The organism is Pontibacter anaerobius, from assembly GCF_026241195.1.
Taxonomy (GTDB): Bacteria; Bacteroidota; Bacteroidia; order Cytophagales; family Hymenobacteraceae; genus Pontibacter; species Pontibacter anaerobius.
Genome location: NZ_JAPFQO010000006.1, coordinates 170,221 through 183,913, shown reverse-complemented (window position 1 = coordinate 183,913; position 13,693 = coordinate 170,221). Strand labels below are relative to the sequence as shown.

10 protein-coding genes and 1 tRNA gene are annotated in these 13,693 nt (G+C 53.4%); 3 read left to right on the top strand and 8 right to left on the bottom strand.

From position 1 onward, the window contains the following. Positions 1 to 929: 929 nt before the first annotated feature. From OO017_RS09830 to OO017_RS09805, 6 genes are all read right to left on the bottom strand, one after another. Complete coding sequence (locus OO017_RS09830) at positions 930 to 1,712, bottom strand: hypothetical protein (RefSeq protein WP_266052305.1); 783 nt, start codon at positions 1,710 to 1,712, stop codon at positions 930 to 932. 367 nt (positions 1,713 to 2,079) lie between these two features. Then, entirely contained in the window at positions 2,080 to 2,754 is a 675-nt protein-coding gene (locus OO017_RS09825; protein ID WP_266052304.1) for an ABC transporter ATP-binding protein, read from the bottom strand. Between the two features lie 177 nt (positions 2,755 to 2,931). Continuing rightward, on the bottom strand, positions 2,932 to 3,999 hold the full coding sequence (locus OO017_RS09820; RefSeq protein ID WP_266052303.1) for an AI-2E family transporter: 1,068 nt from the start codon (positions 3,997 to 3,999) through the stop codon (positions 2,932 to 2,934). Between the two features lie 222 nt (positions 4,000 to 4,221). Continuing rightward, complete coding sequence (locus OO017_RS09815) at positions 4,222 to 5,628, bottom strand: NAD(P)(+) transhydrogenase (Re/Si-specific) subunit beta (RefSeq protein ID WP_266052302.1); 1,407 nt, start codon at positions 5,626 to 5,628, stop codon at positions 4,222 to 4,224. Between the two features lie 6 nt (positions 5,629 to 5,634). Next, positions 5,635 to 5,922: an NAD(P) transhydrogenase subunit alpha part 2 gene (locus tag OO017_RS09810; protein ID WP_266052301.1), complete on the bottom strand. Its 288-nt coding sequence runs from the start codon at positions 5,920 to 5,922 to the stop codon at positions 5,635 to 5,637. Then, positions 5,919 to 7,052: a Re/Si-specific NAD(P)(+) transhydrogenase subunit alpha gene (locus OO017_RS09805; RefSeq protein ID WP_266052300.1), complete on the bottom strand. Its 1,134-nt coding sequence runs from the start codon at positions 7,050 to 7,052 to the stop codon at positions 5,919 to 5,921. Before OO017_RS09805 ends, OO017_RS09810 begins: the two co-directional genes overlap by 4 nt. A gap of 552 nt (positions 7,053 to 7,604) precedes the next feature. Between OO017_RS09805 and sucC the strand changes: the two genes are divergently transcribed. Further along, positions 7,605 to 8,807 carry an ADP-forming succinate--CoA ligase subunit beta gene (gene sucC, locus OO017_RS09800; RefSeq protein ID WP_266052299.1) on the top strand — a complete coding sequence of 401 codons (1,203 nt, stop codon included), beginning with the start codon at positions 7,605 to 7,607 and terminating at the stop codon, positions 8,805 to 8,807. Positions 8,808 to 8,947: 140 nt separating this feature from the next. On the opposite strand, the gene OO017_RS09795 is transcribed toward sucC, so the two are convergent. Beyond that, positions 8,948 to 9,364 carry an organic hydroperoxide resistance protein gene (locus tag OO017_RS09795; RefSeq protein WP_266052298.1) on the bottom strand — a complete coding sequence of 139 codons (417 nt, stop codon included), beginning with the start codon at positions 9,362 to 9,364 and terminating at the stop codon, positions 8,948 to 8,950. 154 nt (positions 9,365 to 9,518) lie between these two features. Here OO017_RS09795 and OO017_RS09790 point away from each other — a divergent pair. After that, a tRNA-Arg gene (locus OO017_RS09790) sits at positions 9,519 to 9,592 on the top strand. A gap of 434 nt (positions 9,593 to 10,026) precedes the next feature. Then, positions 10,027 to 10,506 carry a hypothetical protein gene (locus OO017_RS09785; protein WP_266052297.1) on the top strand — a complete coding sequence of 160 codons (480 nt, stop codon included), beginning with the start codon at positions 10,027 to 10,029 and terminating at the stop codon, positions 10,504 to 10,506. A gap of 432 nt (positions 10,507 to 10,938) precedes the next feature. Here OO017_RS09785 and OO017_RS09780 read toward each other — a convergent pair whose 3' ends face one another. After that, a complete protein-coding gene (locus OO017_RS09780) occupies positions 10,939 to 13,659 on the bottom strand; it encodes a T9SS type B sorting domain-containing protein (protein WP_266052296.1) in 2,721 nt (906 codons plus the stop codon). Positions 13,660 to 13,693: the final 34 nt, after the last annotated feature.

The following is a 13,693-nucleotide window of genomic DNA, read 5'->3' as shown; positions in this document are numbered from 1 at the left end:
ATTTTCGCCCCCTTTCTGGCGCAAGTCTTCAGACTTGTGTCCTACAATGATGTTGAGTTTGTAACTCAACTGTAGCCATACTTATACTTTGAGATTATACTTTATACTTCCATAGCCGCTGCTTCCTGCTGCTTGAAACAGGCTATTCTTACTAGCTGCTGCTGATCCTCAGTCTTACAAACCTACCGTTTCACCTCCGGCTTTGGCTCCCTCCAGCCCGGGAGGGCTCGTCTTCCCGCATCGCACTGTGTATTGAAGCTGCCATCGCTGCGCTGCAGGCTGCCCTCCGGGCACCGCATCAATACAAGGCGCTCAACGGAAAGACTGGGAACAGTTTTCGATAGCCATTACTATACCACTGGGACCGGACTCCCTCTCCTGTTTTTAGGAGAGGGCTGGGGTGAGGTAAATTCCCCTCCTCGGAGGGGCTAGGGGTGGGTTCATACTTTTGGCGATGACATCCATCCCCAACTATGGAACTTACACTTCAACATCAGTCATTACAGGCTCCCCTCCTTAGACAAGGAGGGGCAGGGGTGGTTGGATGATACCTTCGATGTCACAGGAACCAAGTCCCCTTGGGGGTAGGGGTTCTCGAGAAAGAAGGAGGCATGGGGGATGAAATTGCCTGCTAAAAATTCCCCTCTTGGGACTAGCCAAAACGGGAGTTTTGAGCTAGCGAGCGTAGCTCTCAAGGGGTGGGTCAACACCTGCAGGGACAGCTCGCATAAGGTCCGAGCAAGGGCAGCAGAGTGAGGTTTATAATTCGGTCAATTTAGCTGCATAGGCCTGTAAAGTGTAAACTTCCCTTCTCCTATCTCGGTAGGCCATGAAGGCCCCGTAGCTGCTGTTTTATACTTCCCAAACTCCTAAAACAAAAATCCCCACCTCAAAAGAGGTGAGGATTTTTGTCATGGGTAAAAATCATGTTAAGCAGCGGCCGACTGTCCGTCCTCCCGCTCCTCTATCACTTTTTTCAGTTTCTCGATAGCTTGCGCCGCACGCTCCTCATCAAAACGGTTGATGTTAAGCAGCATCTTGGTCTTCTCCTGGCGCGTGATAGTCGGGTTGTTCAGCAACCGGATAATTTCCTCCTTCTGCTTAGCCGACGCATAGCGCACACTGGCATTCTGCTCTTCAGCCTTGTCTGCCTCTGCCGCCGGAGCCGCCGTAGAAGATTTCATGGTTGCTTTCTTCTCGGTTGGCACAGCTGGTTTAGCAGCAGGCTCATTTCCGCCATAGTCCATTTCCTCTGAAGGAGTAGGCTCATAACCGGCGGCACGTATTACCCAGGCCAGAATGTTACGATACGCCTTACCGATGGCACGCGTCTGCGCCATAGAGGCAATCGCGAACTCCTGATAGTACTTCTTGCCCTGCTCACGGTTAGAGCAGATGGCAAAGCCTGCACCCACCACCTGCTGGCTGCGCAGGTCTAGCAGGTTAACTTTTGCCTGATACTTTATCTCATCGTCGGTGCTTATGTTTACCACATGCTCCACCACTGGCAAAATACCCAAACGTGAACCGGCATACTGCCAGCCCTCCACATTCACATATTCCTTACCCTGGATGTTCTGGAAAAGGCGGTTTTCCTTTATGAACTTGGCCAGGTCAACAGCCAGGTGAAGCGTTTCGTCAGACTTGGCTATATCATAGCTCTCAATCTTCGGTTTCTTCTGCACCTTAGTCTCCTTATTTGCTTGATTCATACTCATTTAGCTTTCATAGTTGTGTTACATATACCTAACAGAGCAGCAGGGTAAATAGTGCAAAAAATCAGAAAAATAATCTATTTTATACTGCTGATTATCAATTACTTATAAATTATTTTCAATTATTTTGACCACCTACCACAACTCTCTCCAAAAGCTAAAAGTTGAGCAAAGGGTAAAGTTTAAATACGAAGGTTTTGGGGATAGAGATGTGGGAGGTCTGGTGTTTCAGAGGAAGAGGGGTTAAAAGCTAAATCGGAAATTATCCCTTGAAATCTTTCCTACATCCAGTAAAACCTGATTCTGAAAACAAAAAAGGACAAGCCGAAGCCTGCCCTCTGTAATGCTTAAAATATACGACTCTTTACCTACCGGAGCTAACCAATTCTTCCACTATCTGTCCGTCCTTCATTACCAGGGTTCTGTCGGCCATGGTGGCCAATTGCTCATTGTGGGTAACGATCACGAAGGTCTGGTTAAACTCATTACGCAACCGGAAAAAAATGTCGTGCAGATCCTGGGCATTTTTGGAGTCGAGGTTACCGCTGGGCTCATCGGCGAAAATAACCTTGGGCGAGTTGATAAGGGCGCGGGCAACCGCTGTGCGCTGCTGTTCACCACCCGACATCTCGGAAGGCTTATGGTCGAGCCGGTGCGACAGGTGTAGCATGTGCAGCAGTTCTTCGGCGCGCTGGCGTACCTCTTTCTCAGGCCGGCCAGCTAAAAAACCGGGAAGGCACACATTCTCAACAGCCGTGAACTCGGGCAGCAGATTGTGGAACTGAAAAATGAACCCGATGTGCCTGTTGCGGAAACGTGCCATGTCGGCTGCGTTCATGCGGGCAATATTCTTTTCATCAAACAGCACATCGCCGGTGTCGGCCGTATCCAGCGTACCCAAAATGTGCAGCAGCGTACTTTTACCGGCCCCGGAAGCTCCCACAATAGAAACAACCTCACCAGTCCCAATTGTCAGATCGATGCCCTTGAGCACCTCCAACGAACCGTATTTTTTATGGATATTCGTTACCTGCAGCACGTTCTGATAAATATAATATGGACTAGAAAACGTAAGTTAATGAGCCAAAGCTACAAAAATTTTGCCGTTGATGGACAGCTTTAACTTCCCTCCTTGGTTTATACTTGGCAAGAAACGGAAAATGTGCTAAAATTATACTTTGGCATCGGCTCATGCACCAACACAGGCCACGTTATCCTATCCCTCCGCCAGCTTCTCCTTGGAGGCATCTACCGGATCGGCCTCCAGCACATCCTTCACATACAGCTCATTTACTACCACCATTAATAACGCAAGTATAGGCGCGGCCAGCAACAGCCCGAGGGCTCCCTGCAGTATGCCCAGCAGCACCTGGAAAAACAGCAGCAAGGCCGGTGGCAGGTCCACGGTTTTCTGGAAAATGAGCGGCGTGATGACGTAACTCTCTACCAGTTGAATACCACCATACACCAGCGTTGCGTAAAGGGCCATCTGAGGACTCACGGTTAGGCCCACCAGTACGGCAGGCACACCGGCAATCCAGGGGCCTACGTTAGGTATGAATGCCAGGAAGAAGGCTATAAGCGCCAGCGCAAAGGCTAATGGCAAACCGATCAGGCTATACCCTATAGCCGAGCTTACACCGATGATGGCCATGGCAAAGAGCATCCCCAAGAGCCACGATTTCAGGGTGTCGTAGCTCTTCTCCAGCACTTGCAAGACACGCGAACGGTTACGCACCGGGAAAAGCTTGGAGAGCCCTACTGTATACAGCTTGGGGCTGGCAGCCAGAAATAGTGCCGTGATGATAACGATAAAAAAATCGGCCAGAAAACTTAAGGTACTGGAGAAAATACCGGATACTTTAGAAAGTATGGCCTCCTGCTTAGGGATTACTTTGCTCATGTCCTGAGGCACCTTCTCTACCAGTTTCTGTCCCCAGCCATATTGGCCCAGCCAGTCCTGCACCTGCGTCATCGCCTTCGGAATGGTCTGCCTCATTTCCTGCACCTGTTGGCTCACAGTAGGTGCAATCAACCAAAAGGCCGCTACAATTAGCCCGAAAAAAAGGATCACCGCCAGAAACAGGCTCAACCCTCGCTTCAGGTGCAGTTTATCCATGATCCAATCCGTCATGCCGCAGAACAATACCGCCAGCAGGATGGCTGCAAACACCAGCAGGAAGAAGTACGCATGCTGCCCCAGCAGGTAAAACGCACTCGCGATCAGCAAAACAATAAAGGCGGCAATCGCCACTCTTTTAGCATATAAGTATACATTTAGCATAGGTTCCGGTTTATGTCCCTCTCTTACTGAATTGCGGCAATACACGTTACAAAGTGCATGGCAATGCACATCTGGGCAGCATATACTTTAAATATACCTGGGGTGTGTTGAGCTGAAACAAAAATGGTTCTGCGAGAACGTTGGCTGCTATAAACCAGCGTTCCCACAGAACCATTTCTGTAAAGTATACTTCTCCTGCCTTGTTTTGGGGCAGGTCTATTGTCAGGCAGTTGCCATCTCCTTTAGCTCGCCTACCACTTTGGTAATAGTGGCTTTGGCATCACCGAAAAGCATCAGGCAGTTATCGTGGCCGAAGAGCTCGTTTTCGATACCAGCGTAACCGGCGTTCATACTTCGCTTACACACTATTACGGTGCGCGCTTTATCTACATTAAGTATGGGCATTCCGAAGATCGGGCTGCCCGGGTTGGTGCGGGCGGCAGGGTTCACCACGTCGTTGGCCCCGATGATCAGGGCGATGTCCGTGTTGGCGAACTCGTCGTTGATCTGGTCCATTTCGATAAGCTTGTCATACGGGATGTTAGCCTCTGCCAGCAGCACGTTCATGTGGCCTGGCATACGGCCGGCCACCGGGTGAATGGCGAACTTCACGGAAGTGCCGCGCTTTTCGAGGTTGTCGGCCAACTCACGCACCACATGCTGCGCCTGCGCCACCGCCATACCATAGCCCGGAACAATGATAACGGAAGAGGCGGACTCGAACAGCATGGCGCTCTCCTCCACGCCCACCTCTTTCACCACGATCTCCTCGCCACCGCCGGCCGCCGCAGTGCCCTTGGTCTGCCCGAAGCCACCCAATAGCACATTCACCAGCGAGCGGTTCATGGCCTTGCACATGATCTGTGTAAGTATGATACCGGAGGCACCTACCAGAGCACCTGTTATGATCAGCACCTGGTTGTTCAGTACGAAACCCGTGGCGCTTGCCGCAATACCGGAGTATGAGTTCAGTAGCGAGATCACCACCGGCATATCAGCCCCACCTATCGGGATCACCGTGAGGATACCCAGCAGCAGCGCCAGCCCCAGCACGGCCAGCATCCATACTTCTGTGTTCGGGTTGAGCACCACCAGTACCGAGGCCGCCAGCGCCGTAACGAAAAGAGCAGCATTCAGGGCATGCTGCCCCGTAAACATAATGGCGCGACCGTTAATAATGCCCTTCAGCTTACCAAACGCCACCAGGGAGCCACTAAACGTAACAGCTCCGATGATGACACTGATCACCACCGTGACGCCCACCACCAACGGCATGCTGGCATTGGCTTCGTGGGCCATGCGCCAGTATTCTGAAGACGCCACCAGCACCGACGAGGCTCCGCCGAAACCATTGAAAAGGGCCACCATTTCAGGCATGGACGTCATCTCCACGCGCCGCGCCACAATCAGCCCGATAGCCGAGCCGATCAGGATGGTCACGAAAATCTCGGTGAAACTCAGCACCTGGCTGTTGAGCAGCGTGGCCACCACGGCAATGAACATGGCTACGGCCGAGAGGGTGTTGCCGCGCCGCGCCGTAGCCGTTTTGCCCAGCATCTTGATGCCCATGATAAACAGCACCGACGACACCAGGTAGGCTATTTTTATAAGTAAATCTTTCTCCATCATCTTGGGTTACTTTTTCTTTTTGAACATCTTCAACATGCGGTCGGTCACGGCGTAGCCCCCAACCACGTTGAGCGTAGCCAGCAGCAGCGCCGCAATGCCCAGCACCTTGCTAACCGATAAATCAACAGGCCCGGCTGCCACAATTGCCCCGACAATGGTAATGCCTGAAATGGCGTTTGAGCCGGACATAAGTGGTGTGTGCAGCGTAGGCGGGACCTTGGAGATAAGCTCGAACCCTACAAAGCTGGCCAGCACCAGCACATAAAGGAGTACTATAAGTGTTTCTGCATTCATACTGTTTTCGCTAAAATGTCTTTTGTAAATTGATGTACCAGCTGCCCCTGGTAAGTTATCAGGGAGCCTTTTGTGATCTCCTCCTCCAGCTCCCACTTAAAGTCATCCTTATCGGCCAGGTGCAGCAGCAGGGTACTGATATTTTTGGCGTACAGTTCGCTGGCGTTTACCGGAACGAGCGCCGGCAAATTCGCTTCCCCAACAATGGTTACGCCATGCTTTACCACCGTTTGGTTAAACTCGCTCAGGGCACAGTTGCCCCCCGACTCCACGGCCATGTCCACGATCACGGAGCCCGGTTTCATACTTTGCACCATTTCTTCGGTAACAAGTAAGGGCGCTTTTTTGCCGATAACCAGCGCTGTGGTAATCACGATGTCTGCCTCTGCAATGTGTTTGGAGATAAGCTCTTTTTGCTTCTGAAGGTATTCGGCAGATACTTCTCTGGCGTAGCCCCCTTCGGTCTGCACCCCTTCGGCCTGCACCTCCAAAAACCGTCCACCCAATGACTCTACCTGCTCCTTGGTTTCAGGTCGCACATCTGTTACCTCTACCACCGCGCCTAAACGCTTCGCCGTCGCCACTGCCTGCAGTCCGGCCACCCCGGCCCCAAAAATGAGAACACGCGCCGGTGTTATGGTACCGGCTGCCGTCATCATCAACGGGAACAGCTTACCGAGCGCATTGGCGGCAAGCAGCACCGCCTTATAGCCACCCAGATTGGCCTGGGAACTTAGCGCGTCCATCTTCTGCGCCCTGGAGATGCGTGGTACGGCATCCATGGCAAAGGCAGAGATGTTTCTCCGCACCAAAAGGTCTACTAGTTCCGGCACCGTGTAGGCATACAGAAAAGAGATCAGGGCGCTTCCCTCGCGCAGCAACTCTACTTCCTCTATCGTGGGGGCATTTACTTTTAGCAGCACGTCGGTATCGGCCAGCATAGCGGCTTTGTCCGGGAAGATCAGGCCACCCACCTGCTCGTAGGCGCTATCGTAAAAGCCAGAGGCCTCCCCGGCCCCGCTCTCTATACCACACGTAAAGCCTGACCTGGTTAGCAACTTCACCACATCCGGTGAGAGGGCCACCCGCCGTTCAGGCACTTTGGTTTCTTTGATTACAGCTAATTTCAAGGTTTTATAGTGTTTGGTAACATGATAAATTAAAGTATACAAATAACCCCGCCCGTACATGTCTTAAAAACAAAAGTATAAGCGGAATAGGCGCAGCCAAAAGAGGAGCCAGCAAAGAACCCCTTCGTAAGCAATTTAACTGCAGCAGGTCTTTAGACTCAAGAATCCTGAATATATCTACCTGTAAGGTAATGAAATACGACTGGCCTACCAAATATAGAACTTATACATGTTACAGTTTAGTGACATAAGTTACATAGCATAAAAATGTCGCCATTTCTCCACTAAACCAACAGCTGTAGTCGTTCCACTGCAAGTAAAGTTGGGGCGGCGAAAACATAGTATATTCCGTACTCAAACACTCTGTTTATGTAAGAGAGAGGAGATGTACAAACAGCCGCCCTGCGCGCGCAGGCTACTGGTAAAGATTTGTACGAGGGCACGTTGCGAGACGCAACCGGACCGCAGCTTCACAAGTTATATTTTAAAAACACTTTACTTGAATTTAAGACGATAAAGGCGTACTTTCGTGCGTCCATTAAAACTGAAAGCATGAACATACACGAATATCAGGCTAAAGAAATTTTAAAGAGCTACGGAGTACGTATCCAGGAGGGTATCGTGGCTGAGACGCCAGACCAGGCAGTAAAAGCTGCCATGAAACTGACCGAGGAGACCGGCACAGGTTGGCACGTTATCAAGGCTCAGATCCATGCGGGTGGCCGTGGTAAGGGTGGCGGTGTGAAACTGGCCAAAAACCTTGACCAGGTAAAAGAAATCGCTGACCAGATTCTGGGCATGACACTGGTTACGCACCAGACCGGCCCTGAGGGCAAACTGGTACAGAAGGTGCTGGTAGCGCAGGATGTGTACTATCCAGGCGAATCTGACCCTAAAGAATACTACCTGAGCATCCTGCTGGACCGTGCCAAAGGCCAAAACGTGATCATGGCATCTACAGAAGGTGGTATGGACATCGAGGAGGTAGCTGAGAAGACTCCGGAGAAAATCATCAAAGAGTGGATCGACCCGGCTGTTGGTCTGCAGGGCTTCCAGGCCCGCAAGATCGCTTTCGCTTTCGGCTTAGAGGGTGAGGCGTTCAAGGAGATGGTGAAATTCGTAACCAACCTGTACAAAGCATACGTTGACACGGACTCTTCTATGTTCGAGATCAACCCTGTGCTGAAGACATCTGATAACAAAATTCTGGCAGTTGACGCCAAGGTAGACCTGGACGACAACGCCCTGTTCCGTCACAAAGACCTGGCTGCCCTGCGTGATATCTCTGAGGAAGATCCTTTGGAGGTTGAGGCTGGCAAGCACCACCTGAACTATGTAAAGCTTGACGGTAACGTAGGCTGTATGGTAAACGGCGCTGGTCTGGCAATGGCTACCATGGATATTATCAAACTTTCTGGCGGTGAGCCTGCTAACTTCCTTGACGTAGGGGGTGGGGCAAACGCGCAGACTGTTGAGGCAGGTTTCCGCATTATCCTGAAAGACCCGAACGTAAAGGCCATCCTGATCAACATCTTCGGTGGTATCGTTCGTTGCGACAGAGTGGCTAACGGTGTGGTAGAGGCTTACAAGAACATCGGCGACATCAACGTTCCGATCATTGTTCGTCTGCAAGGTACCAACGCTGAGGAAGGCGCCAAAATCATTGATGAGTCTGGCCTGAAAGTATACTCTGCCGTAGTTCTGAAAGAGGCTGCTGAAAAAGTAAAGCAGGTTCTTGCTGAGCAAGGAGTTTAGAACTTCAAAGTATAAAAAAGAAAGGGCTGCCAGTTTTGGCAGCCCTTTCTTTTTTATACGTATACTTTAAGGATGTTACGCATCTAATCGGATAAAGAAACGGTGCCATTTATACTTTCTAGCGCCTAAACTCAATCATTCTAGATAACCTCCAGCTCCACTTCTACATTTCCGCGTGTACCAATAGAGTATGGGCAGATCTGGTGCGCTTCGTCCACCATTTCCTGTGCTTTATCTTTATCTACTCCTTTTATCTCAACTGCAAGCTTCACGCTTAGAGCATAGGCGCCGTCGTCCTTCTGGTTTAGGTCCACGTGGGCAGCCACGGTAGAGGCTGGGTCAAGGCGTATGTGGTGCTTTCCGGCTACTACCAAAAGGGCGCTCTGGAAACAGGCAGCATAGCCAGCAGCGAACAGCTGCTCGGGGTTAGTGGCTCCCCCCTGCCCTCCTAAGCCTTCGGGTAAGGCCAGTTTCATATTAATTATTCCGTCTGATGACGTTACGTACCCACGACGGCCTCCAGTGGCAGTAACCTCTGCCGTATACAGTTTCTTCATAGTTATCAGCTGTTTATGAATGCTTTTATTGTTTGGTTAACTACGGAAGCAGGGGGAATGTTTTTTGAGCAGGAAGTTATTCCGGCTATTTAGCACATTTTTCACAGCAGAAGTTTCGTAATATGCGCATACTTGCTATTTTTGCAAACAATCTGCACCCGTAGTTCAACTGGATAGAATATCGGATTTCGGCTCCGAGGGTTAGGGGTTCGAATCCTCTCGGGTGCACAAGTACAATTTTCGGCGCTAGCTACTGCTAAAGTGGCTGGCGCTTTTTGGTTAAATACCCACCTAAATTAAGCGATTATATACTACTTTAATCATTTTTCTTCACTAACACCATATCAATATGGTTATATTTAATACGCAAATTTACAACTCTTATTACGACAACAAGGTCACAACAAGTGTCTGATTAATTTAGTATATTTGTAAAGGGCATATCTTAATCTGCCTTGTATACAGTTAACTGAATATCATGCGCATACAAGCTGTCGTACGAAAAGGCCATATAAAAGAGATCGATGAGCGGGAGGACCTTTTTTACTGGCTCGACCGCTCCCCAAGAGAGCGAATGGAAGCGGTGACCTTCATTATCTCACAGTACCTCAAGCCAGGACAAAGGATGGACAAAACCGCTGTGACAAAAAGAATGCTCTCTCATGGTGCTCGCTAGGGATTTTGAAGACTTCATTGGCCTGCTCAACAAGCACGAGGTAGAGTATCTGGTGGTCGGGGGCTACGCGCTCGCCTTCCACGGAAGGCCGCGCCACACCGGTGATCTGGACATCTGGATAAAGGTTTCGGAGGAAAATGCACAGCGCATGCTGGAGGTGCTACAGGATTTCGGTCTTGCCTCCCTTGGCTTTGAGAAGGACGACTTCCTTAAAGAAGGCTATGTTACCCAAATTGGTTATCCTCCCTTGCGCATTGACATCCTCAACACCATCGACGGCGTCAGCTTCCAGGAAGCCTACGGCAACCGCGAGCAGGTGGAGCTTGAGGGGCTGCACGTAGCCTACATCGGCCTGCGCGAGTTCGTCCGGAACAAGGAAGCAGTTGGCAGGGCCAGAGACCTGAGCGACATCAAGGAAATACAGGCGAAGCCAAAATTGAAGCGAGGCCGGGGACGCAAATTATAAATTACTCTCCTTGCTGCACGAGTGCTTGTCTACATATTAGGCTAGCTGCTCAACCTCCTCAAATCCTCCATAAAATGGTTCGAAATTCGTATCCTTGAGAGCACAAGTACAATTTCAAGCGCCAGCCACTGCAAAAGTGGCTGGCGCTTTTTTTCTGCAAAAAAGGAACCTTCACAAATAAATATCAAAAAAACATACTTTCATCTATTTATATCAAGAATCAGAATAATACAATAAAGCAATTCTAACGCCCGATTCTACGTTTGCAACCGACTTAAGCATTTAAGGGCTAAAATTGAGGAATAATCTTTTATGAATCTTCTACTGCAAAACAATATTTACTTAACTGAGTGCAAAGGTGTTTCCTAATCTTACCTACCGTTAGCGAGAATATTCGCCCATGCATTCCACGCCTGAAACCGGCGGTGGAGATCACCTGACGATCTCCACCCATCCTTTGAGGGTCCTGCCGAGCTTACCGACGTATAGGCTGTAGTAATAAACGCCGGCACTCAGGTCTCCGCCAGTCCAGTTCCCCCGGTAGTCGCTCCTGCGGAACACCTCCCGCCCCAGCCGGTTCACCACCACCAACTCGTTGTCAGGGTAAAGCTCTATTTGAGGGATAAAGAACGTGTCGTTCATGCCGTCGCCGTTTGGGCTGAAGATATTGGGTATGTTGAGCGCATGCTCAAAGGAGAGCTCGGTACTGTTGGACCATGACTCCCAGGGTTTGCCTGCGGCCATGGCCTTGACCCTGTAACTGTGGGTGAAGCCTTCCGTGGCGTTCAGCCCCGGAAGGGAGAGCGTGGTGCCGTCCACCTCCTGCAGCAGGGTGTAATCTGCTTGCCCGTCCAGCCTGCGCCACACCTGGTAGCGCAAGACGCCCTCCTCCCAGCCCTCGTAGGGGCTCCAGCGAAGCGTCAGGGTTTTCTCTCCTGCGTCAGCCTCCCCCCGCAGCCGTATTGTCCGGTGCACGTCACTGGCAACCTCCTCCCCGCAGCCATTCCGGGCCACGACCCTATATGCATACACCTCCTCCCGGCCGCGCAGCCCTGAGTCCGCCCGGCTGCGGCGCGTGTTTGGAACAGAGGCAACCTCCGCCCATACGGGGGATCCCTCTGCCCTGCGCTGCAGGGAGGTCGCGCCCCCTGCGCTGAGCGCTCCGTCAACCCGCCATTGCACCAGGCTTTCGGTGCCCTCCTCATCGTTTATCGTCACAAAATCGATCGCAATCGCAGTGGGGTCCTGGAAGACATTGACCCGCAGGGTGTCGGACACGCCGTAGCAAACGGTGTCCACCGTAACGCTCTGCTCCTGCACCCACAGCTTCTTGGTTCCGGTTCCGTCCCAGTCCACCACCGCCCTCGCCGAACCCTGGCCGGAAACGACCCTGCCCCCGAGCGCGCCCCAGGTGTAAACTGATCCACTGGCCGGGGAAACGTGATACGCGTTCCCTGCGCGCTGATTCAGGCAGACCGACTGCGGCCCTTGCGGCGTCTCGGTCTCCAGCTCGACGTTAACCCTCACCGGCATCCTGGCCGGGGGGCCCACACAGCCAATCCCGTTCACGGGCGCCACCTCCACCCAGGCGGCCGCGTTGGTCGGCCCCCAGTCCACCGTGACGGCGGCCGTTCCCTGGCCCGAGCGGACCGTGCCGCCTCTGACGCGCCAGCGGAAGGTGTGCCCCTGCGCCGCATCCGTCTGATACACCACCCCCTCAACCATGGGGCACACAGACCGGGGGCCGCTGATGGCCGCCCTGGGCAGCGGGTGCACCGTCACCTCCACCGTGTCGCGGCGCGTGCAGGGGCCGTCCGAGACGGTGAGCACGTATTGCAGCGTCTTTTTCCTGTCCACCGCACCCACGTACCGGAACTCAGGGCTGGCCACCGTCGAGTCGCTCAGGTGGGCGCCGGTGCTCCAGCTGTAGCGGAGCCTGCCGTCCGGGGCGCTGCCGAGCCGCACGGGCTCATTGGCGCACACATCCCTGTCGGGGCCTGCGTCCGCGCGCTGCGCCAGCAGCTCATTGCGGTAGAGCAGGCTCGTGACAAAGTTGGGCAGCATGTAGGCGCCGATGCCGGGGAAGGCGTCCTGCCTGAAGAGGCTGGCCGGCCCCTTGAGGTTCGGGTGCTCAAGGACAGCCATGCTGGTCTGCTTCCCGTCGTAGGCTGACAAGTAGATCTTCCCGTCGCTGGCCAGCTGGGGGCTGTTTAGGCTGTACACAGGCCGCTGCACCAGCGGCAGCGCCGTGCGGGCCATCTCCCCGGCGGAGGCATGGCTTAGGTCATACTGCGTCAGCTGCGGGCTGGACCAGGTCGTGAAGTAGAGCAGCTTGCCGTCGCCGGAGAACTCCACGGCCCGGTGGTAGTCCCTGCTAACCACCGGGATGAGCCTTAGCTCAGAAAACCGGCCGGTGGCCGCGTCAAAGTCGGCGATGCCGATGACGGAGGCGTCGCTGTCTGTCAGGCCCGTGAAGGCCACGCGGTCCCCGGCCGGGGAGAATTTCAGGAAGGTGATGCTGGCCACGCCGGGGAGCAGCGTCTCCACCGGCTGCGGGTTCACCCCGCCGGCGTCCACACGGTAAGCATACAGTATGCCGGGGCGGTCCTGCCTGTCGGCGGCCACCCAGTAGCGGCCGGAGTTGGAGCAGCCGCAGGCGCCTGTCGCCGCCAGGTTCTCCTCGGCCAGGGGGTGGAGCAGCGTGTTCCTGGTCGTTACCTCACCCAGGCCCGACTGCCGCGCCATGTCCACCACGGAGTAGCGCAGGCCCTTGGCAAAGCGGTTCTCGAGCGCGTCCGTGGTAAAGACAAAATAACGGGTTTTGCTGCCGGGCTGCGGCACGATGACAACGCCCTGCCGGGCGGAGAGGTGCCCGGCCAGGTCAGAGCCGTTGGCCATCACCCGATGCTCGCGGTTCCAGATGCGCTCCCCGTTGGTGTAGAAGAGGAGCCGGCCCGTGGAGTCGGCCATGGTGGCCACCCCCTCCGAGGCCAGCAGGGCCCCACCGGTCAGCACCCCCGGCGGGCGCAGGTTAAAGTCCAGGCCGGCCCCGCCGTTGCCAAAGTACCAGATGTTGGCCTGCCCCTGGGCAAGTGCCGCGCCGCCCGTCAGGCAGCAGGCAAGGGCAAGGTAGAGCTGCAAAAAGTATCGCATAGCTTTCGTTTTCGACCGTGGCTGATTTCAGGAT